Source organism: Streptomyces sp. 11-1-2 (genome assembly GCF_003595545.1).
Taxonomy (GTDB): Bacteria; Actinomycetota; Actinomycetes; order Streptomycetales; family Streptomycetaceae; genus Streptomyces; species Streptomyces hygroscopicus_B.
Genome location: NZ_CP022545.1, coordinates 1,672,664 through 1,698,947, shown reverse-complemented (window position 1 = coordinate 1,698,947; position 26,284 = coordinate 1,672,664). Strand labels below are relative to the sequence as shown.

General features: G+C 71.3%; 10 protein-coding genes and 1 pseudogene. 5 read left to right on the top strand and 6 right to left on the bottom strand.

Features of this window, described 5'->3' with window-relative positions; all coding sequences use genetic code 11:
* Window positions 1-16: 16 nt before the first annotated feature.
* Complete coding sequence (gene sigJ / locus CGL27_RS06680; RefSeq protein WP_078638939.1) at window positions 17-889, bottom strand: RNA polymerase sigma factor SigJ; 873 nt, start codon at window positions 887-889, stop codon at window positions 17-19.
* A 261-nt stretch (window positions 890-1,150) separates the two neighbouring features.
* Here sigJ and CGL27_RS06675 point away from each other — a divergent pair, with 261 nt between their 5' ends.
* Complete coding sequence (locus CGL27_RS06675) at window positions 1,151-2,203, top strand: PP2C family protein-serine/threonine phosphatase (RefSeq protein ID WP_346345724.1); 1,053 nt, start codon at window positions 1,151-1,153, stop codon at window positions 2,201-2,203.
* Window positions 2,204-2,329: 126 nt separating this feature from the next.
* Window positions 2,330-4,999, top strand: coding sequence for an ATP-dependent Clp protease ATP-binding subunit (locus tag CGL27_RS06670; RefSeq protein WP_119985242.1), 2,670 nt, complete (start codon window positions 2,330-2,332; stop codon window positions 4,997-4,999).
* A 28-nt stretch (window positions 5,000-5,027) separates the two neighbouring features.
* Here the strand turns inward: CGL27_RS06670 and CGL27_RS06665 are convergent, their stop codons facing one another.
* Window positions 5,028-6,215 (bottom strand): CapA family protein, encoded by a 1,188-nt coding sequence (locus tag CGL27_RS06665; RefSeq protein ID WP_119985241.1) that lies wholly within the window; start codon window positions 6,213-6,215, stop codon window positions 5,028-5,030.
* A gap of 317 nt (window positions 6,216-6,532) precedes the next feature.
* Between CGL27_RS06665 and CGL27_RS06660 the strand changes: the two genes are divergently transcribed.
* Window positions 6,533-7,384: an SAM-dependent methyltransferase gene (locus CGL27_RS06660; protein ID WP_119985239.1), complete on the top strand. Its 852-nt coding sequence runs from the start codon at window positions 6,533-6,535 to the stop codon at window positions 7,382-7,384.
* 41 nt (window positions 7,385-7,425) lie between these two features.
* Here the strand turns inward: CGL27_RS06660 and CGL27_RS06655 are convergent, their stop codons facing one another.
* The 4 genes from CGL27_RS06655 to CGL27_RS06640 all read right to left on the bottom strand — a co-directional run bounded on the left by CGL27_RS06655 (window position 7,426) and on the right by CGL27_RS06640 (window position 11,995).
* Window positions 7,426-9,324, bottom strand: coding sequence for a Xaa-Pro dipeptidyl-peptidase (locus CGL27_RS06655; protein ID WP_119985237.1), 1,899 nt, complete (start codon window positions 9,322-9,324; stop codon window positions 7,426-7,428).
* 86 nt (window positions 9,325-9,410) lie between these two features.
* Window positions 9,411-9,641: a DUF5988 family protein gene (locus tag CGL27_RS06650; protein WP_119985235.1), complete on the bottom strand. Its 231-nt coding sequence runs from the start codon at window positions 9,639-9,641 to the stop codon at window positions 9,411-9,413.
* 26 nt (window positions 9,642-9,667) lie between these two features.
* Window positions 9,668-10,438 (bottom strand): AfsR/SARP family transcriptional regulator, encoded by a 771-nt coding sequence (locus CGL27_RS06645; protein ID WP_078647100.1) that lies wholly within the window; start codon window positions 10,436-10,438, stop codon window positions 9,668-9,670.
* A gap of 744 nt (window positions 10,439-11,182) precedes the next feature.
* The gene (locus tag CGL27_RS06640; RefSeq protein ID WP_119985233.1) at window positions 11,183-11,995 is read right to left on the bottom strand and encodes a methyltransferase domain-containing protein; all 813 of its coding nucleotides are present in this window, start codon (window positions 11,993-11,995) and stop codon (window positions 11,183-11,185) included.
* A 243-nt stretch (window positions 11,996-12,238) separates the two neighbouring features.
* Between CGL27_RS06640 and CGL27_RS06635 the strand changes: the two genes are divergently transcribed.
* Together CGL27_RS06635 and CGL27_RS06630 are read left to right on the top strand one after the other, a co-directional pair.
* Window positions 12,239-19,498 carry a type I polyketide synthase gene (locus tag CGL27_RS06635; RefSeq protein ID WP_240450377.1) on the top strand — a complete coding sequence of 2,420 codons (7,260 nt, stop codon included), beginning with the start codon at window positions 12,239-12,241 and terminating at the stop codon, window positions 19,496-19,498.
* A gap of 41 nt (window positions 19,499-19,539) precedes the next feature.
* Window positions 19,540-26,246, top strand: a pseudogene (locus tag CGL27_RS06630) (SDR family NAD(P)-dependent oxidoreductase).
* Window positions 26,247-26,284 lie beyond the last annotated feature (38 nt).

Sequence of the window (26,284 nt, the reverse complement as noted above, 5' to 3'; positions counted from 1 at the left end):
GTGACGGTGATGCCGGTCACAGGTTCGGCAGGTCGAGATGGCGGAGCTTGTCGGGGTTGACGACCACGTCGATCTCGGTGATCAGACCCTGGTGCACGGAGAACGCGAAGACCACGGCCTGGCCGGCCGTGTGGTCGGCGATGACCAGGCCCGGGGCGTCGTTGACCGCGCAACGGTGCACCACCATCGTGGCCGGGTCGAAGCCCCGGGCGAGACCCTGGGCGAAGCGGGCCACCTTCTCGTTGCCCAGCACCGGGACCCGGGCCGCCGCCACCTTGCCGCCACCGTCCGAACGCCAGACGACGTCCGGGTCCAGGATCTCCAGCAGCCCGTCCATGTCACCGCCCAGGACCGCCTGGAGAAACGCGTCCACGGCCCGCCGGTGCTCCCCGCGGTCCACCGAGCGCCGCGGCGCCTCCTCCCGGACCCGCTTGCGTGCCCGGGAGGCCAGCTGCCGTACGGACTCCGGGCTGCGGCCCACGACCTCGGCGATCTCGGGGAACGGCACCGAGAAGACATCGTGCAGGATGAAAGCGGTCCGCTCCGCCGGGGTCAGCCGCTCCAGCACGGTGAGCAGCGCCAGCCCCACCGACTCGTCGAGCGTCACCCGGTCCTCAGGACCGCCGGTCGCCACCACCGGCTCGGGCAGCCAGGGGCCGACGTACGCCTCGCGCCGCACCCGCGCCGAACCCAGCAGGTCGTAGCAGATCCGGCTGATGACGGTGGTCAGATACGCGCGGGGGTCGGCGACCTCGTCCGCGGGCAGCGCCTGCCAGCGCAGCCAGGTCTCCTGCACCGCGTCATCGGCGTCGGCGACCGAGCCGGTGATGCGATAGGCGACGGCCCACAGCCGGTCGCGCTGCTGTTCGAAGTCGGTCAGCTCTGCCATGTCCTGATCCTCTCGTCGGCCTGAGAGGGAGGACGAGATGGCGGCCGGAAGTGTGACAGCCGCCTCCCGGGTGCGGCGGGGGTCTCCCTGGCGAGGCCGCGGCCTCGTGGGAGGTCCGGGCCCCTTCCGGTGGAACGTTGTGCCCTGCCGGGCGGGGCGGGGCTGGCGCGGGGGCAAGGGCAGGCGTAAGCAGTAGATGTGCACATACGGCAGGGTTATTCGGATCTGCGTCGGCCAAGATGGCGTGCCCGCGTCCTGGTCGTGATCCCCCTGCTGCTCATCGGGCTGATCACGCTCGGCGATGTGCTGTCCCCGGCGAGCGTCCGGCTCAGCCCGCTGCTGATCGCGGCACCCGCCATGACCGCCTCGTTCGCCGGCCCCCTGCTCACCGCGTGCGTCGGGCTCCTGGCCGTCGCCGCACAGATCGCGGTGAACGCCTCGGAGGGCCTCCTCGGCCATCCCAGCCGTCTGACCGAGGTGATCACTCTGGCCCTGGTCTCGGCGATGATCGTGCTGTTCCGCGCGGTCCTCGACCGGCATATGCGCGAGCTGAACCGGGTGCGGGCGGTGGCCGATGTGGCGCAGCGGGTCCTGTTGCGTCCGCTTCCCGCCCGGGTCGGCCCGCTGCTGATCGCCTCGGTCTACCTCGCGGCCGAGCCGGGGGCGGAGATCGGCGGTGATCTGTACGCGGCGGCGCGCACCTCGAACTCCACCCGCCTGATCATCGGCGATGTCCGGGGCAGCGGGCTGACCGCCGTCGCGGACGCCTCCCTGGTGCTCGGTGCCTTCCGCGCGATGGCCCACTGGCCCGTACCCCTGACTGATCTGGCGGCCCACTTGGACACCGCCCTGTCCGCCGAGCGCACCGAACCCCCCGACAAGGCGCCCGGGGCGGGGGAGTCGTTCGTCACCGCCGCCGTGCTGGAGATCCCCGACGACCAGCCGGTGGTCCGCCTCGTCAACTGCGGACATCCACCGCCGATCGTGCTGCGCGACTCGGGTGTGAAGACGCTGGAGGGCCATGCGCCCGCCCTGCCGCTGGGCCTTGGCCATCTGGTGGCCGACCGGTACCACAGCGAGGTCTTCCCCTTCGGCGAGGGCGATCAGTTGCTGCTCTACACCGACGGGGTCATCGAGGCGCGCAACAGCGAGGGCACCTTCTACCCGCTCGCCGAACGGCTCCCCGGATGGAACGGCGCCGGACCCCAGCACCTCGTCGACCGAGTGCACCGCGATCTGCTCTCCCACACAGGCGGCCACCAGGGCGATGACGCCGCCCTGGTCGTCCTCGAACGCCACCGGATGGAGCCCTGACCCCGCCGGACGGAGAGCCGAGGCGGCCTGGCGGAGAGCTGGGCGGGGTCTGGCGTCGCCGAGGCCCGCCGCCCACGAAACCGCCCACGAACGGACATCAGTGTCAATCGCCCTTAAACTGGTCGCATGGGTAGCGGGAATGAGGGCCCGAACCAGGGCCCCGAGGACTTCGGGCCGGATCCACTCGGCGACTTCCTCGCACGCTTCCTCGGGACCGGGCCTGCCGGGCAGCGTCCCGATTCACGACATGTCGACTTCGGCCGGCTGATGAGTGAGAACGCGCGGCATCTCGTCTCGGCCGCCGCCTCCTACGCCGCCGAACACGGCAGCACCGACCTCGACACCGAACATCTGCTGCGGGCCGCGCTCTTCTCCGAGCCCACCCGGACGATGGTCTCGCGTGCCGGAGCCGACCCCGACCGGATCGCCGCGGATATCGACCGGGAGGCGGGGGGCGGTCCGCCGCGCAACTCGGTCGCCGTCACCCCGGCCGTCAAGCGGGCGTTGCTCGACGCCCATGAGATAGCCCGCTCACGCGGCTCCTCGTACATCGGCCCCGAACACGTACTGATCGCGCTCGCCGCCAACCGCGAGTCCACCGCCGGGCAGATCCTGGGCGCCGCCCGCTTCGAACCCCGGGCCCCCGGGCCGCCCCAGACCGGCGGCCTCACGCCGAGCGCCCCCACCACCGACCAGCGGCCCGTCGTGGACCAGCGGAAGACCCCGAACCTCGACCGGTTCGGCCGAGATCTGACCGAACTGGCCCGCGAGGGGCGGATCGACCCGGTGATCGGCCGCGATGAGGAGATCGAGCAGAGCATCGAGGTGCTCGCCCGGCGCGGCAAGAACAACCCCGTGCTCATCGGCGAGGCCGGAGTCGGCAAGACGGCCGTCGTCGAAGGGCTCGCCCAGCGGATCACCGACGCCGATGTGCCGGACATCCTGCTCGGCCGCCGGGTCGTCCAGCTCGACATCGCGAGCGTCGTGGCCGGCACCCGCTTCCGCGGCGACTTCGAGCAGCGGGTCACCGGCATCGTCGATGAGATCCGTGCCAACACCGACGAGTTGATCATCTTCATCGACGAGCTGCACACGGTCGTCGGCGCCGGCGGCGGTGGCTCCGAGGGCGGCCAGATGGACGCGAGCAATCTCCTCAAGCCCGCGCTGGCCCGCGGCGAACTGCATGTGATGGGCGCGTCCACGCTCCGGGAGTACCGCCAGTACATCGAGAAGGACGCCGCGCTCGCCCGCCGCTTCCAGCCCATCATGGTCCCCGAGCCCACCCCCTCGGACGCCGTCGCGATCCTGCACGGTCTCCGGGACCGGTACGAGGCCCATCACCAGGTCCGCTACACCGACGAGGCGCTGCTCGCCGCCGTCGAGCTCTCCGACCGCTATCTGACCGACCGTTTCCTGCCCGACAAGGCCATCGACCTCATGGACCAGGCCGGGGCCCGGGTCCGGCTGCGCTCCAGCGGCCGCGGCACCGATCTGCGCGCCCTGGAGCGTGAGGTCGAGCAGCTCACCCGGGACAAGGACCAGGCCGTCGCGTCCGAGAGCTACGAACACGCCACCTCCCTGCGGGACCGCATCGCCGAACTGAACACCCGGATCGCACAGGCATCCGGTACGCAGTACCACGGCGGGCGCGTCGCCGAGGTCACCGTCGAGGACATCGCCGAAATCGTCTCCCGGCAGACCGGAATCCCCGTCGCCAGCCTCACCCAGGAGGAGCGCGAACGCCTGCTGGGCCTGGAGGAACACCTCCATCGCCGGGTCGTCGGGCAGGAGGAGGCCGTGGCCGCCGTGGCCGACGCGGTCCTGCGCGCCCGCGCCGGACTCGCCGACCCCAACCGCCCGAGCGGCAGCTTCCTCTTCCTCGGCCCCACCGGCGTCGGCAAGACCGAACTGGCCCGCGCACTGGCCGAGGCGCTCTTCGGCAGCGAGGACCGCATGGTCCGCCTCGACATGAGCGAGTACCAGGAGAAGCACACCGTCAGCCGGCTGGTCGGCGCGCCCCCCGGATACGTCGGGCACGAGGAGGCCGGGCAGCTCACCGAGGCGGTCCGCCGCCAGCCCTACTCCCTGCTGCTCCTGGACGAGGTGGAGAAGGGGCACCCCGATGTCTTCAACATCCTGCTCCAGGTCCTCGAAGACGGCAGGCTGACGGACGCCCAGGGCCGCACCATCGACTTCAAGAACACCGTCATCGTGATGACCAGCAACCTCGGCTCGGAGGCCATCACCGGACGCGGCGGCCCCCTGGGCTTCGGTGGCGGTGACGACGAGGCCGACGAGGCGGCGCGCCGGGAGCGGGTGCTGCGCCCGCTGCGCGAGCACTTCCGGCCGGAGTTCCTCAACCGCATCGACGAGGTCGTCATCTTCCGCCGGCTCGCCGACGACCAGCTCCGGCAGATCGCCGATGTGCTGCTGGAGGAGACCCGGCGCCGGCTGCGCGCCCAGGACGTCAGCGTGGAGTTCACCCCGCCCGCCGTCGAGTGGCTGGCCCGGCACGGACACCAGCCGGAGTACGGCGCCAGGCCGCTGCGCCGCGTCATCCAGCGCGAGGTCGACAATCCGCTCTCCCGGATGCTGCTCGGCGGCACGCTGCCGGCCCACAGCCATGTCCGCGTCGATGTGGAGAACGAAAACCTGGCCTTCCACACGCAGGAGGCGGAGCGGACGGGGCAGCCCGGCCCGCCGGGGCAGGCGGAGCAGGCCGGGGGTCAGGCGGAGCGGCCGGGCCGAACGGAGCAGCGGGACGAGCCGGGCGGGCCGGACCAGCGCGAGTGGTAGCGCCAGGTGGCACGGGGAGCGGGTCGGGTCAACGGCCCATCGTCAGGCCGTCCTTCTTGGCCCCCCGGCTGAGCACCGCCTCCTGGATGGTGCTCAGGGCGCTGGTGTAACCCGCGTTGCCGGGGCTCTTCTCCAGGGCCCGGGGAAGGTTCACCAGGGAGATCGGATCGTTGTCCACGGCGTGCGGGATGTACTCCGCCTTCTTCACCTCCCACGCCTTGCCCTGGGCGGTGGGCGGGGTGAAGGTGAAGCGCGCCGCCGAGCCCATCTGACCGCGCTTGTCGGGCATGACCCCCGCGATCTGGTCCCCCATGCCGTAGACCACCCAGGTGCCGTTGACCTTCTCGTACGCCTGGGGGATATGGGCGTGGGTGCCGATGATCAGGTCGATGTCGCGGCGGCCCCCGTCCTTGGAGGCGGTCAGCTTCTTGGCGAGCGCGAGCTGCAGCTTGTCCGGCGCCTGCTGCCATTCGGTGCCCCAGTGCACGCTGACGACGACCACATCGGCCCCGGCGCGCCGCGCGGCCCGCGCGTCCTTGATGATCCGCGCCGGGTTGATGAGGTTGACCAGCCACGCCTTCCCCTTGGGGACCGGGATGCCGTTGGTGCCGTAGGCGTAGGCGAGCTGGGCGACCTTGGCGCCACCGGCCTCCATCATCGTGGGACGGGCGCTCTCCGCGGCGGAACGGGCCGATCCGGCGTGCTTGAGCCCGGCCTTGTCCATGGCGTCGAGGGTGCGGACCACTCCCTCGGGACCGGCGTCGAGGGTGTGGTTGGAGGCGGTGGAGCAGGAGTCGTAGCCGAGCCTCTTCACGGCCGAGGCGAGCTGCGGAGGCGTTTTGAAGGTCGGATAGCCGGTGAACGGTCCATGGGCGGCCCCGTAGACGGTCTCCATATGGCAGATGGCCAGGTTGGCCTGGGCGACGACGGGCGCGGCCGCCCGGATCATGCGCTGGAAGTCATAGCCGTCACCGCCCGCGTCCGCCTGTGCCTGCCGGATGACCGAGGCGTGCACCAGCAGATCGCCGGTGGCCACCAGGGTGAAGCCCTTCATTGCCCCGCTCCTGGCCGGTGCGGTTCTCGACGGCTTCTCCTCGGCCTTGGGGGGTGCCCCGCTGCCGCACGCGGTGGCGGCACCGAGCAGGGCGACGGCGAGCAGCGCCGTCCGATGGCGTGGGTGATGGGACACGGTGTACTCCGCACTGGTCCGGGCCATGCCGGACCCTTTTGTTCTAATTGTCGGATTGTCATATTTATATGCACGACATCCGGAGGGGCTGCGGAGTGATGGGGAGCTTCACCGGTTCGGCCGATCGGATGTACCCGATGGGCCCGGCTGCCCCCTGTTCGGCGCCCATCGATGGGACAATGCGCGGCTGCCGAGCGGCGCCGCGGCCCGGGCGGTCCCCAGGCCGCCGTCCATCGCGTAACTCCCTTGTGAACATGGACGATTGGCGATGCGCGGGGTGCGGAGCTGACACCATAGGGTGTGCCGCCCGCGACATACGGCGGGACCTCGGGGGAGGACGCTCCATGCAGATCGGCCGGCCCAGCATCACCGCCCGCGGCGCCGCCGCGTTCCGCGCGGCCCACCAGGAGCTGGAGGGCGGCCGGGTGTTTCACGATCCGCTGGCGCTCCGTATCCTCGCCGCCGACGCGGACGACCCCCTCCTCGAGGCGGCCTTCCGGCCCGAGCGCGAAGATGTGCGGCTGTCCGTGGCCGCCCGCGCGCGGTTCGCCGAGGACGCCGTAGCCGCCGCTGTGACGCGCGGGGTGCGGCAGGCGGTGGCGCTGGGGGCGGGGCTGGACACCTTCGGCTGCCGCGATCCGTACGAGGCGGCGGGCTTGCGGGTGTTCGAGGTGGACCATCCCGCGACCCAGGAGTGGAAGCGCGGCCGGCTGGCCGCCACGGAGATCCCCGTACCGCCCTCACTGACCTTCGCACCGGTCGACTTCGAGCGGCAGAGCCTGGCCGACGGGCTGACGGCGGCGGGCTTCGACCCGGCCCGCCCGGCGTTCTTCATCTGGCTCGGGGTGGTGCCGTATCTGACACACACCGCCGTGCTGGACACGCTCGGCTTCATCGCGGGCCTGCCGGGCGGCTCCGGAGCCGTCTTCGACTACGGCGAGCCGCCGGACACACTGTCACCGGAGCACCGCGCCGTGCACGAGGCCCGCGCGGCATGGGCCGCCGAGGCCGGTGAGCCCTTCCTCAGCTTTTTCACCCCGGAGGAACTCGCCGGTGACCTGCACCGGCTGGGCTTCTCCGCGCGGGAGGACATCCGCTACGGCGACCTCACGGCCCGGTACGAGAGCGGCCACCGCATGGCCGACGGGTACGCGGACCTGGGCGCCCATGTGATCCACACCTGGATCCAGGGCTGAGCCCGGACCGCCGGTGGACGGCCCGGGAATCGCCAACGTGCCTATGAGCGAAGGGACTTGGTGATTCCACCGGTGGCGGTCACCGGTACGGTGACACGGCTGCCGCCCAGGTCAACCGTCACCTTCGACCCGGTCGGATCCTCGAAGTAGAGGAAGTCGGCGTCGGTGCCGCCGAGGACCAGCCCCAGCCGATGGCCCGGCTTGATCTCGTAGTCGTTCGGCAGTGTCTTCCAGGTGATCCGGTAGGACCGGCCGGGGGTCATCGGCTCGGGGGTGGTGACCGAGTGGCGGTTCTGGGCGTCCATCCAGCCGCGGGCGATCACCTCCGAGGATTTGCGCGCCGTCACATTGGCGGTCTTCTGGTAGCAGGCGTCGTCCTGGGTGGTGCTCTCCCCGTGGCAGGATTCCTCGTCCAGCCCCCGCAGACCGTCGTGGATCCTGTTCTGGGGCTCGTTGCGGTTCCAGTCGATCCGTTCGTCCTCGCCGTAGTCCACGAGCAGCGCGGTGAGGTTCGAGGTCGGTTTGTCGAGCGTGACCCGCAGATCCGCGGTGGGCGTGCCGGAGAGCCGTACCCCGGTGCGCAGCGGTGGGGTGAGGAACGCCAGCCGGCCCGGACGGCTCGCCGACGGGTCGGCCGTGAGATCCGCCTCGCTCAGCTTGGTGTCGGTGAAGGTCCCGGTGCCGCTCGCGGGGCTCAGCGCCAGCGAGCCGTCGGGCCCGGGGTGCAGAGGCACCGAGGAGGTGCGCGCGGGCCAGTCGGCCTGGGTCGTCCAGGTGGTCGGGCCGGTCTGCAGATCGACCCGGGGCTCGTCCATGATTCCGTTCTGGACGCCGTACAGCCAGTGGTCGAACCACCGGTGCACGGTGTCGACCCACTGTGCGCGCCGACCGGGCCAGTCGAACGGATCGGTGTGCCCGTAGCGGCCCAGCCACAGCTTGCGCGGCACATCGCGCTCGGCCAGCGGGGCCCACCAGTTCGCGAACTGGTCGATCCGGACGTTGTAGTCGCTGAGGTCGTGTGCCGCGAGGACGCTCGCGCGCACCTTGCTCACCTCGGGCGCCGGCCGCGCGAGGTAATTGCGCTCATGCCAGTGGGCGTTGTAGTTGCCGGTGGCGTCGTCCTCGCCGGCCTGCAGCCGGTCGCGCACCGCCTGGCACTTCTGGGGTGGGTCGGTGTCCAGCGCCGTCGTCAGATAGGAGGCGAAACCATTCCAGTGCTTGGCGCCGTTGGTGCGGGCGAAGTCGTACCACGAGCTCATCCCGGAGATCGGGACGATGGTCTCCAGCCCCTCCACACCGGTGCCGGCCACGGCGTTGGCCAGCATGCCCTCGTACGAGTGGCCGATCATGCCGACCTTGCCGGTGGACCAGGAGGCTTTCACCTCGCTGCCGTCGGCCGCGTACGCCGTGGCCCGGCCGCCCAGCCAGTCGATCGTCGCCTTGGCTGCCGCCACGTCGGAGGCGCCGCCGACCGTCAGACAGCCGTCGGATCTGCCGGTCCCGGTCACATCCACATCGACCACGGCGTAGCCGCGCGGCACGAAGTAATTGTCGTAGAAGAGAGGGAACTTGGCCGGGGCGCCCTGGGCGTCGTAGCTCTTCCGCTCCGACTCGAACCCGCGGCCCACGGTGTCGTTGTAGGGGCTGGCCGACATGATGACCGGCACCTTGAGACCCTGCTGGGTCTCCTTGGGCCGGATGATGTCCACCGCGACCCGGTCCTTGTGTCCATCGCCGTCACTGTCTACGGGCGTCTGGACCATGAGGTGCTCGCGCACGGCATCCGGATACGAGAACACCGGCTGGGTACGGCCGTCCACCACCCGGGCACCGGGCTGGGCGGACGTCCGGGCCGAGGCGGGCCCGGCGGGCAGTGCGGCAAGGGCTGTCGATATCGCGACCGCGGCGATCACGGCGCCGCGCCATCGTGAGGTGAGCATACGGACCTCCTGGCCACGGCCCCCGCCCCGGGATCAGGAGTCGGCGGCGACCGGTCGGCGATCCCGGGGTTCCGGGGCCATGGAGGCTACTCGGCGATTTTCGTACGCATGGTCCAGCGAAAGATCGCTGTGGTGATGTCAGCGGAATCGCTGACGAGTTCGAAGTGCTCGTATCCATCGCGATGCTGGATTTTGAGCTTTTTGCTGGTGAGGGTCGATCGCCCGGTCTGGAATGCCCGGGGCAGATCGTCCGGTCCGCCTTCGAGGACGACCTCGATCGGGCTGCCGTCGCACAGATAACTGACGTGATCGCTCATATGTCCACCTCCTTACGCGGTCTTCCTCATGCGGGAACATGCAGTTCCAGCCGGTCATCCGAGGTGAGGATGGCTCGCTGCATGTCCTGCAGGGCCCGGCACGGTTCGAGCCCGAGTTCCTCATTGAGCGTCTTGCGCGCCGCTTGATACACATGCAATGCGTCCGCCCGGCGGCCACAGCGGTAGAGCGCCAGCATCAACTGACGGTGGAGTGCCTCCCGCAAAGGATGCTCGGTGGTCAACTGGTACAGGTCGCTCACCAGTTCACGATGGCGGCCGAGCATGAGGCGGGAATCGGTCAGCATCTCGATGCATTCCAGCCGGGCTTCCTTCAGCCAGGTCTGAAAGCCTTCGAGGATCGGCCCATGGCATACATCATCCAGCAACGGATCGCGCCAGAGATCGAGTGCGCTTTCGAAAGTGTCCGTGGCCTGCTGGTAGCGCCGCTCCCTGAGATGATCCCGGCCCTCGCACACCAGTCGTTCGAAGCAGTGGAAGTCGAGGCGATCGGGGCCCAGCCGCAGGACATATCCCGGGGGGCGGGTGAGAACGGGGCTTTCGCTCTGGCCGGGCCGGCGCAGGAACTTACGGATCTGGGAGACGTACACATGGAGCCCGGCGATCGCCCGGCGCGGCGGATACTCCCCCCAGATCTCCGCGATGAGCTGGTCGATCGGGACCACTTGATCGGCGCGGACGAGAAGAACGGTCAACAGGACCTCGATCTTCCGCGCCCTGATGGTTAATTTCCGCTCTCCTTCTACCACCCGGAGAGGTCCCATGATCTCATATCGCACGATGTGCCCCATCCGAGTCGCCGACGTGTGCGGTCATGGGACAGTCGGCGCCTTTGCCGGAAGTGCCCGTGGTGTTTTCTGGGTGTTTCCTCGATTTCGAGGGCGATGCCCGTCTGCTTCCGGAGGCGCACACATGTGCGGGGCGGGCTCTGGTGGCTCTGGTGGTCCGCGCGGATCGCCGCCCCGGGCCGTCCGGGTGGCGCGCGGCAATTGTCACGTCCCCGGAGTCCGGCGACCCCGGAGGGGATGGGAAGTGGGCGCTTGCTGAGCCGCTTGCGTGTGGAAAGTGGTCCGGTCGCGCCCCTCTGCGCGGGGACGGGCGGTGCCGCCGGATCCACTGACGCACGCCGTTCGCGACTGCCATTACTCACCCCTCTTTTATCGCGGGCCCTGCCGAGGAATCAGAGAACGGACAAGATCGGACGCCTTCGGCGGGTGCCCCACATCGTAAGCAAGTCCTATGACTACCCACCTCACCTAGAATCCGGATATACGCGCCCTCGAGGCGGCGTCCTCGACGGTGCGGAGCGGGTATTCGCAATACGTCCGGAAGATCGGAGTCCGGATACCCCGCACTTGAGGTGGTGCAGTCCGCGAATGAGAATACGCGGATCGCATCGGCCGGGACAAGCGAATCTTGCGAGATCATGGGCCCCTTGTCGCCGCTTTGATGAGGAGCGAGGAATTCCGGCTCCGCGGGACCCATGAAGGGGATGTCGAATAACCGTCAGGTTTGTTGGTGATTCAGGGCTTGTGGGCCACCACGATGGCGCAGCCGGCGCTCGGCACGGTGGGGAGCGCCGACTTGGCGGTGTCCAGCACCTCCTGGACGCTGACCCCGTGCCGCGCCTCGAACTCCCGGCGGCAGCGCAGGATGCCGTCGATCATCCGGTTGGCGGTGTCCTTCGTGTTCTCGGTGACATCGGTCAACTCGTCGAGCACCAGCCCCGCGTCATCGATCAGACCGGGCCAGTCCTCCAGCCGGGTCAGCGAGGTGACCACATCGGGATCGGCGTCCGGCTGATAACTGCCGTCGCTCGGCGGGGTGACATCCGTGAGCACCACCCGGCCCCCGGATCCCAGCACACGGGCCATCTCCCGCAGCGCCGTCGGGCGGTCCATGTGATTGATCGATTCGAATGCGAGTACGGCATCGAAAGCCGCGTCGTCGAAAGGCATGGCCATGGCATCGGCGTATTGGAATGCCACCTGGTGGGACAGGCCGGCCAGCCGGGCGGATTCGGTCGCCTGTTTGACCTGGAGCTCGCTGATCGTGATGCCCAGGACATCGGCACCGGTGGCGGTCGCCACGCGCATCGCGGGTTTCCCGATACCGCAGCCGACATCCAGTACTCGGTCCCCCGCCCCCACCCGCAGCCGTTCGATCAGCAGATCCGTGAAGCGATCGGTGGCCTCCTGGACCGAACGGGTATCGGACGGGCCGTCCCAGTAGCCGAAGTGGAAGTTGTCGTCCCACGCCATCTGCAGAAGCGGTCCCAGCGAGCTGTAGTAGTCCGACACCGTGCCGCCTGGCGGCACGGCCGATGGAGATGTCATGGCACTCCTCCTGTGTGCTCGGAGATCGGGTCGGCCAAGGGCACATAAAGGGCTCACCCGCTCAGCGATGGTCATGGGTTCCGGTAACGCGTCTCTAAAGTCACCGGCCGCGGCCTATTTGGTCTTGCTTTAGAGCCGCGCCCCACGATGGGCCACGTGCTCGCACCGATCATCAATCCGGAGCGGGAGTGCCGCCCATGACCCAGAACACGCAGATGTTCTCCCAGCGCCATATGGGGTGCGATGGATAGCGCCGCGCCCACCCGGACACCTCAGCAAGCGGAGCCCATCGCCGTGGTGGGAATGGCCTGCCGCCTGCCGCACGCACCCAGTCCGTCAGTCTTCTGGCGGCTGCTGCGGCAGGGCGGGAACGCCGTCACCACCATGCCGGACGACCGCCGCTGGACCGGCACCGCGGCCACCGGCACCGCGGCCACCGGCGGCCCCGACCGGCCCGCCCCGACCTGGTACGGCGGCTTCCTGGACCGCGTCGACACCTTCGACGCCTCCTTCTTCGGTATCTCGCCCCGCGAGGCGACGGCCATGGACCCCCAGCAGCGGCTGATGCTCGAACTCGCCTGGGAGTCCTTCGAGGACGCGGGAATCCGCCCCGGAACACTGAAGGACACCCCGACCGGTGTGTTCGTCGGCGCCATCTGGGACGAATACGCCACCCTGCTGCGCCGGGACACCACCGCGGCCACCCGGCACGCCATGACCGGTGTCCACCGCAGCATCATCGCCAACCGGGTCTCCTACGGATACGGTCTACACGGCCCGAGCCTCACCGTGGACACCGCACAGTCGTCCTCGCTGGTGGCCGTCCACACGGCCTGCGAGAGCCTGCGGCGCGGGGAGTGCGCTCTGGCGCTGGCCGGCGGTGTCAACCTCATCCTCACCGAGGACAGCATGACGGCCGCGGCCGCCCAGTTCGGCGGGCTCTCCCCGGACGGGCGCTGCCACACCTTCGATGCCCGCGCCAACGGCTTCGTCCGTGGTGAGGGCGGCGCGGCGGTCCTCCTCAAACCACTCGCCGCGGCCGTACGCGACGGCGACCCGGTGTACTGCGTCATCCACGCGGGCGCCGTCAACAACGACGGCGCCACCGACGGGCTGACGGCCCCCAGCCCGGCGGCCCAGGAGGACGTGGTGCGCACCGCCCACCGGCGGGCCGGCGTCGCACCCGACGACGTCCAGTACGTCGAACTGCACGGCACCGGAACCCCCGTCGGCGACCCCGTCGAAGCGGCGGCACTCGGCGCCGCGCTCGGCACCGCCCGGACGGACGGCACACCCCTGCTCGTCGGCTCCGCCAAGACCAACGTGGGCCACCTCGAAGGCGCCGCCGGCATCGTCGGCCTCCTCAAGACCGCCCTCGGCATCCAGCACCGACTGCTCCCGGCCAGCCTCCACTTCACCACTCCGAACCCGCGGATCCCGCTGACCGACCTCGGACTGCGGGTCCATGACCGGCTCGGCGACTGGCCCCGCCCGGACCGGCCGCTGCTCGCCGGGGTCAGCTCCTTCGGCATGGGCGGCACCAACTGCCATCTCGTCCTCGGCGAAGCGCCCGCCCCAGTGCCCACGCCCGCCCCCTCGTCCGCACCGGCCGACACCCCCGCGCCCCCTGTGCCCCCCGTGGTGGCCTGGCCGATCTCCGCCAAGACCCCCGCGGCGCTGCGCGCCCAGGCCGGGCGGCTTCGTGACCATCTGGCGGACCACCCCGACCTCTCCCCGGCCGACATCGCACACTCCCTGGCCACCACCCGGACCGCCTTCGACCACCGCGCCGTGCTCCTCGGCGAGGACACCGACGAGCTGCTGAGCGGGCTGGACGCGCTGGCCGATGGCGCGGAGACCGCCGGAGCGGTGCGGGGCAGCGCCGTGGACGGCGGCCTCGCCTTCCTCTTCAGCGGCCAGGGCAGCCAGCGAGCGGCCATGGGCCGTGAGCTGTATGCCGCCTATCCGGTCTTCGCCGCGGCGCTGGACGAGGTGTGCGACTGCCTGGACGCACGGCTGGCGGAGCCGCTGTACGAGGTGATGTCCGCCCAAGCCCCCTCCCCGCGGGCGGCGTTGCTCGACCGGACCTCGTACACCCAGCCCGCGCTGTTCGCCATCGAAGTGGCCCTGTACCGGCTGGCCGAATCCTGGGGACTCACCCCCGGCCATGTGATGGGCCACTCGGTCGGCGAGATCGCCGCGGCCCATGTGGCCGGTGTGCTCACCCTGCCCGACGCCTGCGCTCTGGTGGCCGCACGCGGTCGGCTGATGCAGTCGGTCACGGCGAAGGGGGCCATGGCCGCGCTGCAGGCCGACGCGGACGAGGCCGCCGGACTGCTCGCCGGATGGGAAGACCGGCTGGACATCGCCGCCGTCAACGGGCCCTCGTCCGTAGTGATTTCGGGCGACCACGACGCCGTCCACGCGGCCGCCGCCGTCTGGCGTGAGCGTGGCCGCAAGGCCCGGCTGCTGAAGGTCAGCCATGCCTTCCACTCGCCGCATATGGACGGCATGCTCGACGAATTGCGTGCGCTCGCCTCGGAACTGACCTTCTCCGCACCGGCCATCCCCGTCGTCTCCAATGTGACGGGACGGCTCGCCACCGCCTCACAACTCGCCTCACCCGAGTACTGGGCCCGTCACGCCCGCCACGCGGTGCGCTTCATGGACGGTGTGCACACCCTCCTGGACGCCGGTGTCACCACCTTTCTCGAACTCGGACCGGACGCCCCGCTCACCGCCATGACCCGCGAATGCCTCACCGCACTGCCGGGACCGGCCCCCGGGAGGCCGCGCCCGGCCGCCGTGGCCGCGCTGCGCCGCGACCGCCCCGAGGCGCGCACCTTCGCCACCGCCATGGCCCAGGCGTATGTCCGCGGCGCCGAAGTGGCCTGGGACCGGGCCTGCGCCGGGCATCCCCGGAAGCGGGTCGACCTGCCGACGTACGCCTTCCAGCGGGACCGCTACTGGCCCGGCGCCCCACCCGAATCCACCGCGCCGGCCACCCACGCCACCGGGACGGACGGCGCCCCGGACCCGGCACCGCCCACAGGTGAGTCGGCCGAGCCTGCCAACGCGGCGTGGCACCGCGATCCGCTGGACACCGTGCGGACGCACGTAGCCCTCGTCCTCGGGCACTCCGCGCCGGGCGCCATCGATCCCAGCCTCACCTTCAAGGAGCTGGGCTTCGACTCCCTCGCGGCGACCGAACTGAGCGAGCGGCTCGGCGCGGCCACCGGGCTGCCCTTGACCGCCACGCTCACCTTCGACCACCCCACGCCGCTGGCCGTCGCCGACCACCTGAGGGCCCACACCACCCCCGCCACCGGCCCCTCCGCCACCCCACCCGCGGCCACGGCCACCACACCGGGCGACGCCGGGGAGCCGATCGCGGTGGTCGCCATGGGCTGCCGCTTCCCGGGCGGGGTCGACTCGCCCGAGGCGCTGTGGCGGCTGGTGGCCGAAGGCGCCGACGCGATCGGGGAGTTCCCCCGGGACCGCGGCTGGGACCTGGCCGGACTCTTCGACCCCGACCAGGACCGCCCCGGCACCAGCTACGCCCACGAGGGCGGCTTCCTCTACGACGCACCGGAATTCGACGCGGAGTTCTTCGGCATCAGCCCCCGCGAGGCGCTGGCCACCGACCCCCAGCAGCGGCTGCTGCTGGAAACCGCGTGGGAGACCTTCGAACGGGCGGGCATCCGCTCCACCGCCCTCCAGGCCAGTCCGACCGGGGTGTTCGTCGGCGTGACGGCCCAGGACTACGGCCCCCGGCTGCACGAGGCGCCCAAGGGGCTCGACGGCCATCTGCTGACCGGCGGCACCCCGAGCGTGGTGTCCGGCCGGGTGGCGTTCACCTTCGGCCTGGAGGGGCCCGCGGTCTCGGTGGACACGGCGTGTTCGTCGTCGCTCGTGGCCGTCCATCTGGCGGTACGGGCACTGCGGCAGGGCGAGTGTGCGCTGGCCCTGGCCGGAGGGGTGACGGTGATGGCCGCACCCGGCATGTTCACCGGCTTCTCCCGCCAGCGGGGGCTGGCCCCCGACGGGCGGTGCAAGCCGTTCGCGGCGGCGGCCGACGGCACCGGATGGGGCGAGGGCGTCGGCCTGCTGCTCCTGGAACGGCTCTCCGACGCGCGGCGGGAGGGCCACCGGGTACTGGCGGTGATCCGGGGCTCGGCCGTCAACCAGGACGGCGCCTCCAATGGGCTGACCGCGCCCAACGGCCCCTCCCAGCAGCGGGTGATCCGCCAAGCCCTCGCCGACGCCCGGCTGTCGCCCTTCGAGGTGGACGCCGTCGAGGCCCATGGCACCGGAACCACCCTCGGCGACCCGATCGAGGCCCAGGCCCTGCTCGCCACCTACGGGCAGGAGCGGACCGGAGACCGGCCCCTGTGGCTGGGCTCGCTGAAGTCCAACATCGGCCACACCCAAGCCGCCGCCGGCGTGGCGGGCGTCATCAAGATGGTGATGGCCATGCGACGCGGACTGCTGCCCGCCACTTTGCACATCGACGCGCCCAGCCCGCATGTCCACTGGGACAGCGGCGCGGTGCGCCTGCTGACCGGGCCGGTGGAGTGGCCGCGTGACGAACGCCCCCGCCGCGCGGGCGTGTCCTCCTTCGGCATCAGCGGCACCAACGCGCATCTGATCGTGGAACAGTCGCCCGAGCCGGAACCCGCACCCGCCGAGGCGCGGACGGACGAGGACGACTGGCCGGTGCCCTGGGTGCTCTCCGCCCGGAGCGCCGAGGCCCTTCGAGGACAGGCCCGGGAGCTGGCCTCCCGCATGGCCGCCGACAACACGCCGTCACCCCGGGAGGTGGGCTGGTCACTGATCACCACCCGGACGGCGTTCGAGCACCGCGCGGTGATGGTCGGCGACGACAGCGACGAACTCACCGCCGCCCTCCAGGCGTTGGCGTCCGAGGGCACCCACCCGGGCGTGGTGCACACGGGCACGGCGGCCACCACAGGCGGCGCGGGTCCGGTGCTGGTCTTCCCCGGGCAGGGCTCGCAGTGGGCCGGGATGGGTGCCAACCTGCTGGACTCCTCGCCGGTGTTCGCCGCCCGGGTGGCGGAGTGCGAACGAGCGCTCGCACCCCACGTCGACTGGTCGCTGACGGATGTCCTGCGGGGGGCCGAAGGCGCCGCCGAGCTGAGCCGGGTGGACGTGGTGCAGCCGGTGCTCTGGGCGGCGATGGTGTCCCTGGCCGCCGTATGGGCCGAGTACGGTGTGCGGCCCGCCGCCGTGGTGGGCCACAGCCAGGGCGAGATCGCGGCGGCAGTGGTGGCGGGAGCGCTGTCCCTGGAGGACGGCGCGAAGGTCGTGGCGCTGCGCAGCCGGGCCCTGCGGCGACTCGCCGGCGGCGGGGCCATGGCCTCCCTCGGCGTAGGTGAGGAACAGGCCGCGGAGCTGCTGTCCGGGCTCGGCGACCTGGCCGCCGCGGTAGTGGTGGCGGTGGTGAACGGGCCCGAGTCCACTGTGGTGTCCGGGCCGCCGGAGCACGTGGCCGCTGCCGTGGCCGCCTGCCGGGAGGCGGGCGAGCGGGCGCGGATGATCGAGGTGGACTACGCCTCGCACAGTCCCCAGGTCGACGAGATCGCCGAGGAACTCACCGAGCTGCTCGGGGGAGTTGAGCCGGTCGGGGCGTCCGGGTCCGGCGTTGTCTTCTACTCCACCGTGACCGGTGGCCGGGCCGACGCCTCCGTGCTGGACACGGGCTATTGGGTGCGGAATCTGCGGGAGCGGGTGCGGTTCGCCGAGGCGGTTCAGGCGCTGCTGGCCGATGGGCACCGGGTGTTCATCGAGGCCAGCACCCATCCCGTCCTCACCATGGCGATGCGGGAGAGTTTCGAGCACGCGGAGAGCGGCGCCGCCGCGGTGCCCACCCTGCGGCGTGACCACGGGGACCTGGCACAGCTCACGAAGTCGGTCGCGCGGGCATTCATCGCCGGGGCCGAGGTGGACTGGTCGGCTGCCTTCCCGGCCGACCCCACGCCTCGTACGGTCGATCTGCCCACGTACGCCTTCCAGCGCCGGCGCTACTGGCTGGACACCCCCGGCGGGACCGGCGGGGACCCCGGCGCCCTCGGTCTGGTCGCCGCGGACCACCCTCTGCTGGGCGCTGCGCTGCGACTCGCCGACGGCAGTGGCCATGTGCTGACCGGACGTCTCTCCCCGCAGACGCACGGCTGGCTCGCCGACCATGTGGTGGCGGGCGTGGCCCTGGTCCCCGGAACCGTGCTGATGGAGTGGGCGCTGCGGGCGGCCGACGAGGCGGGCTGCGGTGCGGTGGAGGAACTGGCGCTGCGGCTGCCGCTGGTGATGCCCGCGACGGGCGGCCGGTGCGTCCAGGTGGTGGTGGGCCCGTCCGCCGACGACGGACGCCGCGACCTCGCGGTCTACTCCCTCCCCGACGACGCCCTTCGCAAGGGTGGGGACACCGACTGGATGTGCCATGCCGTGGGCGTACTCGGCGCCGCCGTACCGGAGAGCCGAGCGGGGGAGCTGCCCGGGACATGGCCGCCGCCCGGAGCGCGGCCGGTGGACACCGACGGCTTCTACGAACGGATCGCCGCATCCGGATACGCCTACGGAGCCGCGTTCCAGGGGCTGCGCGCGGTATGGCGGGACGGCGCCGATCTGCTGGCCGATGTGGAACTGCCCAAGGCCGCGGGAGAGCCCAACGGGTTCGGTATTCACCCCGCCCTGCTGGACGCGGTGCTCCATCCGACGCTGCTGCCCGGCCCTCCCGATTCCGGGCCGGAGCCGGACAGGGAGCGGATGTGGCTGCCGTTCACCGCGAGTGGCGTGTCCCTGTGGGCGGCCGAGGCCACCGCCGTACGGGTCAGACTCACCGCCCGTCCCCAGGCCGCCGAGGGCGAGCGGGAACTGCGGGTCGTCGTCGCCGACGCCGTGGGCGCCCCGGTGCTGACGATCGACGCGCTGCTGCTGCGCCCCGCCGAGGCCGATCAGTTGCGAGCCCTGAACACCGGCCGGGTGGCCACCGACAGCGGCGGTGGCGGAAGCGTACGGCGGCGCACCGCTGCCGCCGCCGAAGCGCCGTCCGTCGACTGGGCCGCCCGGCTGGCGCGGCTGTCGGCCCTCGACCGGTATCGCACGCTTCTCGGCCTGGTGCGCGACCACGCCGCCACCGTGCTGGGGCACACCGATGCCGAGGCGGTGCGCGCCGACGCCAGCTTCAAGGAGCTGGGCTTCGAGTCCCTGACCGCTGTCGAACTGCGCGATCGCCTCGCGGCCGCCACGGGTCTGCGGCTGCCCGCGGCCCTGATCTTCCGGCATCCCACCCCGGAAGGCATCGCCCACCACCTTGTACGACGGCTGACCTCGGACGGCACCGCCGCCACCCCCACCGCGATCGTCCCGCCGAGCACGCAGGTGCCACGGCAGCCGACGGATGAGATGAGCGCGGCCCAAAGGCTGGAGTCCGCCTCGGCGGATCAGGTCCTTGAGTTTATTGACAACGAGCTTGGAGTGTCCTGAATGTGCCGGGCGCGACGATCGCTGAAGGCCGGGTGACCCTCATGGCGAACGAAGAGAAGCTGGTCGAGTACCTCAAGCGTGTTTCCGCCGATCTGCACGATACGCGTCTGCGTTTGCGCGAGATGGAGGAGCGTTCCCACGAGCCGGTGGCCGTGGTCGGCATGGCCTGTCGCTTTCCCGGCGGGGTCACCTCCCCGGAGGAGCTGTGGGACCTGCTCGTCTCGGGTGTCGACGCGATCGGGGACTTCCCGACGGACCGAGGCTGGGACCTCGAGAACCTCTACCACCCCGATCCGGAGCACTACGGCACCAGCTGTGTCCGGCAGGGCGGATTCGTCGAAGCGGACCGGTTCGACGCGGCGTTCTTCGGCATCAGCCCCAGGGAAGCGCTCGCCATGGACCCGCAGCAGCGGCTGGTGCTGGAGATGGCCTGGGAATCCCTTGAACGGGCCGGTATCGATCCGGTGTCGCTCAAGGGGACCCGCACCGGTGTCTACGCCGGTGTGTCCAGCCAGGACTATCTGTCCCGGGCCCCGCGCATCCCCGAGGGGTTCGAGGGCTACGCCACCACGGGCGGACTCACCAGCGTGATCTCGGGCCGGGTGGCCTACACCTTCGGTCTGGAAGGCCCGGCGGTGACGGTGGACACCGCATGCTCGGCCTCACTGGTGGCCATGCATCTGGCGGTACAGGCGCTGCGGCAGGGGGAGTGCACCCTGGCCCTGGCGGGCGGTGTCACCTCGCTCGCCACCCCCATCATGTTCACCGAGTTCTCCCGGCAGCGCGCGCTGGCCCCGGACGGCCGGTGCAAGTCCTTCGCCGCCGACGCGGACGGCACCGGCTTCTCCGAAGGCGTCGGCCTGGTGGTGCTGGAGCGGCTGTCGGAGGCGCGGCGCAACGGCCATCGGGTGCTGGCGGTGATCCGGGGCTCGGCGATCAACCAGGACGGCGCCAGCAACGGCCTCACCGCGCCCAACGACGTGGCCCAGGAACGCGTCATCGGCCAGGCGCTCGCCAACGCCCGGCTGACGCCGGGCGATGTGGACGCCCTAGAGGCACACGGCACCGGCACCAAACTCGGCGACCCGATCGAGGCCGAGGCCCTGACCGCCACGTACGGCCAGAACCGCCCCGCCGACAGACCACTGCTGTTGGGCTCGCTGAAGTCCAACATCGGCCATACGCATGCGGCGGCCGGTGTGGCAGGCGTGATCAAGATGGTGATGGCGCTCCAGCACCCACAACTGCCCGCGAATCTGCACCTCGACGTCCCCACCCCGCATGTGGACTGGGAGGACAGCGGGCTGCGGCTGCTGAACGAACCGGTGGAGTGGCCCCACCTGGAACGACCCCGCCGGGCGGCGGTCTCCTCGTTCGGCATCTCCGGTACGAACGCCCATCTGATCCTGGAGCAGGCGGCTGAGGACGATGCGCCAACGGACCCGGGCTGCTCCGACGTGAGCACGGTTCCGTGGGTGCTCTCGGGGCGGAGTGTGGAGGCGTTGCGGGGGCAGGCGGCGGCGTTGGCTGAGCGGGTGGGTGGCGTGTCCGAGTTGTCGTCCGTTGATGTGGGGTGGTCGTTGGCCACGACGCGGTCGGTGTTTGAGCATCGGGCGGTGGTGGTGGGCGGTGACCGGGCCGAGTTGTCGGCTGCTGTGGGGGCGTTGGCGGGGGGTGTGTCTCATCTGGGTGTGGTGGAGTCGGGTGGGGCGGCGTTGGTGGGTGATGTGGGTCCGGTGTTGGTGTTTCCGGGTCAGGGTTCGCAGTGGGTGGGGATGGGTGCGGAGTTGCTGGAGGTGTCGGCGGTGTTCGCGGCGCGGGTGGGGGAGTGTGAGCGGGCGCTTTCGGCGTATGTGGACTGGTCGCTGATGGATGTGTTGCGTGGTGTGGAGGGTGCGGCGGATTTGGGGCGGGTGGATGTGGTGCAGCCGGTGTTGTGGGCGGTGATGGTGTCGTTGGCTGCGGTGTGGGCGGGGTATGGGGTGTGTCCTGTGGCGGTGGTGGGTCATAGCCAGGGTGAGATCGCGGCTGCGGTGGTGGCGGGTGCGCTGTCGTTGGAGGACGGCGCCAAGGTGGTGGCTTTGCGGAGTAAGGCGTTGCGACAGCTGGCTGGGGGTGGGGCGATGGCGTCGCTCGGTGTGGGTCAGGAGCGGGCTGGGCAGTTGCTGTCGGAGCTTGGCGGTCAGGCGGCTGGTGTGGGCGTGGCGGCTGTCAATGGGCCCTTTTCCACGGTGGTTTCGGGTCCGCCGGAGCAGGTGGCCGCTGTCGTCGTGGCGTGTCAGGAGGTGGGGGAGCGGGCGCGGTTGATCGAGGTGGATTATGCCTCGCATGGTCCTCAGGTGGAGGAGATCCGTGGGGAGTTGAATGAGGTTCTGGGTGGTGTTCGTCCGGTTGGTGGTGGGGCGGATGAGGTGGCGTTCTATTCGACGGTGACCGGTGGGCGGGCGGACGTTTCCGTCCTGGACGCGGGTTATTGGGTGTCGAATTTGCGGGAGCGGGTGCGGTTTGCCGATGCGGTCGAGGCGTTGTTGGCGGATGGGCATCGGGTGTTTATCGAGGCCAGCAGTCACCCTGTGCTGACTCTCGGTTTGCAGGAGACGTTCGAGCAGGTGGGTGTGGACGCGGTTGCGGTGCCCACTTTGCGTCGTGATCACGGTGGGCAGGCTCAGCTTCTGCAGTCGCTGGGTCAGGCGTTCGTTGCTGGGGTCGAGGTGGACTGGAGGGCCGCGTTCCCGGCCGATCCCACGCCTCGTACCGTCGACCTGCCCACGTACGCCTTCCAGCACCAGCGCTATTGGCTCGATGGCCTCAGCAGCGGCCGGGGTGCCGATCCCACCGACCTCGGCCTGGTCGCGGCGGGGCATCCGTTGCTGGGTGCCGCCGTGGAGCTCGCCGACGGCCAGGGCCATCTGCTGACGGGACGGCTCTCGGCACAGTCCCATGGCTGGCTCGCCGACCATGTCGTGGCGGGCGCGGCCCTGGTGCCCGGGACGGCCCTGGTGGAGTGGGCGTTGCGGGCCGCCGATGAGGTCGGCTGCGGTGGTGTGGAGGAGCTGGCGCTTCAGGTACCGCTCGTGCTGCCGCCCCACGGCGGGGTGCGTCTGCAAGTGGTCGTCGGCGGGCCGGGTGCCGATGGCCGACGCGATGTGCGGATGTACTCGCGTCCCGACGACAGTGGCGACACGGTGGCCGGGTGGGTGTGCCATGCGGAGGGCGTACTGAGCCCGCCTCCCGAGGGCCCCGGGCCGGTGGAGGAGTTGGGCGGGGCGTGGCCACCGGCGGGCGCGAAGCCGGTGGACCCCGTGGACTTCTACGAGCACATCGCGGCGTCGGGGTATGCGTACGGCCCGGCCTTCCAGGGGCTGCGCGCCGTGTGGCGGGACGGCGCTGACCTGCTGGCCGAGGTGGCGCTGCCCGAAGCGGCGGGGGAGCGGACGGGGTTCGGCATCCACCCCGCGCTGCTCGACGCCGCGCTGCATCCCGTTCTGCTGACCGAGGGGTCCACGAGCGACGACGCCGAGTCGGCCGGTGGCCGGGTGTGGTTGCCGTTCACCTGGAACGGAGTGTGGCTGTGGGCGGCCGGGGCGACCACGGTACGGGTGCGGATCTCTCCGTACGAGCCGAGCGCGGAGGGAGAGCGCACGCTGCGGGTGACGGTGGCGGACGCTCTCGGTGCCCCGGTGCTCAGTGCCGACGCGGTGGTGTTGCGATCCGCTGACCCTGATCAGCTGCGTACGGCCCAACACCCGGGCACGGATGGGCTGTTCGTCATGGAATGGGTTCCCTTGCCCGTTCCCGCGCTGACTGACGACGCCGGGCAGTCCACGGAGCACACGGCCGATGACGCCGGCTGGGCGATCCTTGGGCCCGGGGACAGGGTTCCGGCCGGGGCCACCGCCGTATGCCATCCGGGTCCGCAGGCGTTGATCAGCGCACTCGACGCGGGCGTGCCCGCCCCCGTGGTCGTATTGGCACTTGAGCCCGCCAAGTCAGTGGACGCGCGGGGTGGCGGCATCGCGGCCGACGGTCTGGCCTCGGCGGAACGGGTCCTGGCGCTGCTGCAGGACTGGCTGGCCGAGCCGCGCTTGGCGGAGGCCCGGTTGGTGGTGACGACGCGTGGCGCCGTCGCGACGGGTGACGCGGATGGCGTTGACCCCACGGCCGAGGGTGTGGATGCGGCGGGGGCCGCGGTATGGGGTCTGGTGCGCAGCGCGCAGGCCGAGAACCCCGGCCGTTTCCTGCTGCTCGATCTCGACCCGCACTCCGAGGTGTCCGCCCGCCTCGTGGCCGAGGCCGTGGCGCACGCCGTGGAGATGGACGAGTCGCAGCTGGCGCTGCGCGCGGGGCGGGCGCTGATGCCCCGGCTGGTGCGCGCCGCGCGAAGCGGGGGCCTGGCGGCCCCGGTGGGGCGGTCCGCGTGGCGGCTCGGGCTGGAGGGCGCCGGGACGGTGGACGGCGTGCGGCCGGTGGCGTGCCCGGAAGTGCTGGAACCTCTGCGGGCGGGCCAGGTGCGGATCGACGTCCACGCGGCGGGCCTCAACTTCCGTGATGCGCTGATCGTGTTGGGGATGTACCCCGGGGACGCGGTGTTCGGGGGCAGCGAGGGCGCCGGTGTGGTGCGGGAGATCGGCCCCGAGGTGACCCATGTGTCGGTGGGCGACCGGATGATGGGCCTGTTCGAGGGCGCGTTCGGCCCGCTGGCCGTGGCGGACGCCCGTACGGTCGTGCCCATCCCTGACGGCTGGACCTTCCGGCAGGCAGCCGCGGCCCCCGTCGTGTTCCTCACCGCCTGGTACGGGCTCGTGGAGCTGGGCGGGCTCCAGGCGGGTGAACGGGTGCTGATCCATGCCGCGACCGGTGGTGTGGGGACGGCCGCGGTGCGGATCGCGCGGCATCTGGGTGCGGAGGTCTACGCCACGGCGAGTCCGGGGAAGCATGCGGTGCTGGAGTCGATGGGCATCGACGAGGCGCATCGGGCCTCCTCACGCGATCTGGACTTCGAGGAGACGCTCCGGGGAGCCACCGGCGGCCAGGGTGTGGACGTGGTGCTCAACAGCCTCGCCGGGCCGTTCGTGGACGCCTCGCTCCGCCTCCTCCGCGAGGGCGGCCGGTTGCTGGAGATGGGCAAGACCGATGTCCGCGACCCGGAGCGCATCGCGGCGGACTATCCCGGGGTCCGCTATCACGCGTACGACCTGATCGCTGATGCCGGTCCGGATCGCATCGGCCAAATGCTGCGGGAGCTGGGCGAGTTGTTCGCCTCCGGACTGCTGGAGCCTCCTCCGGTGCGGGCGTGGCCGCTGAGCCGGGCGCGTGAGGCGCTGCGGTATCTGAGTCAGGCCAAGCACACCGGCAAGCTGGTGCTGGACGTCCCTGCCCCCGTGGATCCTGAGGGCACCGTGCTCATCACGGGTGGCACCGGCACCCTCGGCCGACACGTCGCCGAGCACCTCGTCCGCGCCTGGAAGATCCGCCATCTGCTGCTGGTGAGCCGCAGCGGGCCCGAGGCCCCCGGCGCACCGGAGCTGCTGGCCCACCTCACCGACCTGGGCGCCGACGTACGTATCGCCGCCTGCGACATCGGCGACGCCGCCCAAGTGGCCGAGGCCCTCGCGGGCATCGACCCGGCGCACCCCCTGACCGGTGTCGTGCACGCGGCGGGGGCGCTGGACGACGCCATGCTGCCCTCGCAGGATCCGAAGCGGCTGGCGCGAGCCTGGGCGGCGAAGGCCGCGGCGGCGGCCCAACTGCACACCGCCACCGCGCATCTGCGGCTGGGCATGTTCGTCCTGTTCTCCTCCTTCGCCTCCGATCTCGGCACCCCCGGCCAGGCCAACTACGCCGCCGCCAACGCCTTCTGCGACGCCCTGGCCACCCGCCGTCAGGCGGCCGGGCTCCCCGGGCTGTCGGTGGCATGGGGACTCTGGGCGGCCACCAGTGGTCTCACCGCGCGGCTGGCCGAGGCCGATCTGGCCCGGATCGGCCGTCTGGGCATCAAGGCCAACAGCACCGAGGAGGGGCTGGCGCTGCTGGACGCGGCCTGCCACCACGGCCATCCGCATCTGCTGGCGCTCCACCTGGACACCGGCTCCCTCGCCGCGCAGACTCCCGGCGCCCTCCCCGCCCCCTGCGGGCCCTCGCCACCGTCGGCGGCAGCGGGCGGGCCCGGCCCACGGCGGCCGCCGGTGGACAGACCACCGACTGGGCCGGCCGACTCCGAGGGTTGCCGTCCACCGAACAACACCGACTGCTGCTCAACCTGGTGCGTACCCAGGCGGCCACGGTGCTCGGCCACGCCGATCCGGGTGTGGTGCAGCCGGACGCGTCGTTCAAGGACCTCGGCTTCGACTCGCTGACCGCCGTGGAGCTGCGCAACCGGCTGGCCGCGGCCACCGGACTGCGGCTGCCCGCGGCCCTCGTCTTCGACCACCCGGAGGCGGCGGTGCTGGCCGAGCATCTGCGCCAGGAGCTCTCACCGGACGGTGAGCCGGGCGCCCAGGGCCCCGGCGTACCCCGGCCCCACCCCGTCCTCAACGAGCTGGTCAGGCTGGAGAACAGCCTGTCGGCCGTCGTCGTCGAGGATGTGGACTCCGGCGCGGTCACCGCCCGGCTGGAGACCTTGCTGTCGAAGTGGAAGGCGATGTGCTCGCCGGCGGAGGCGGACGACGGCAATGCCGTGGAGCGGTTGCAGGTGGCGACCGCCGATCAGGTTCTGGAATTCATCGACAACGAACTTGGCCTGTCATGAACAACGTGGCGCGCCCTTCGCTGAAGGCCGGGTGACCC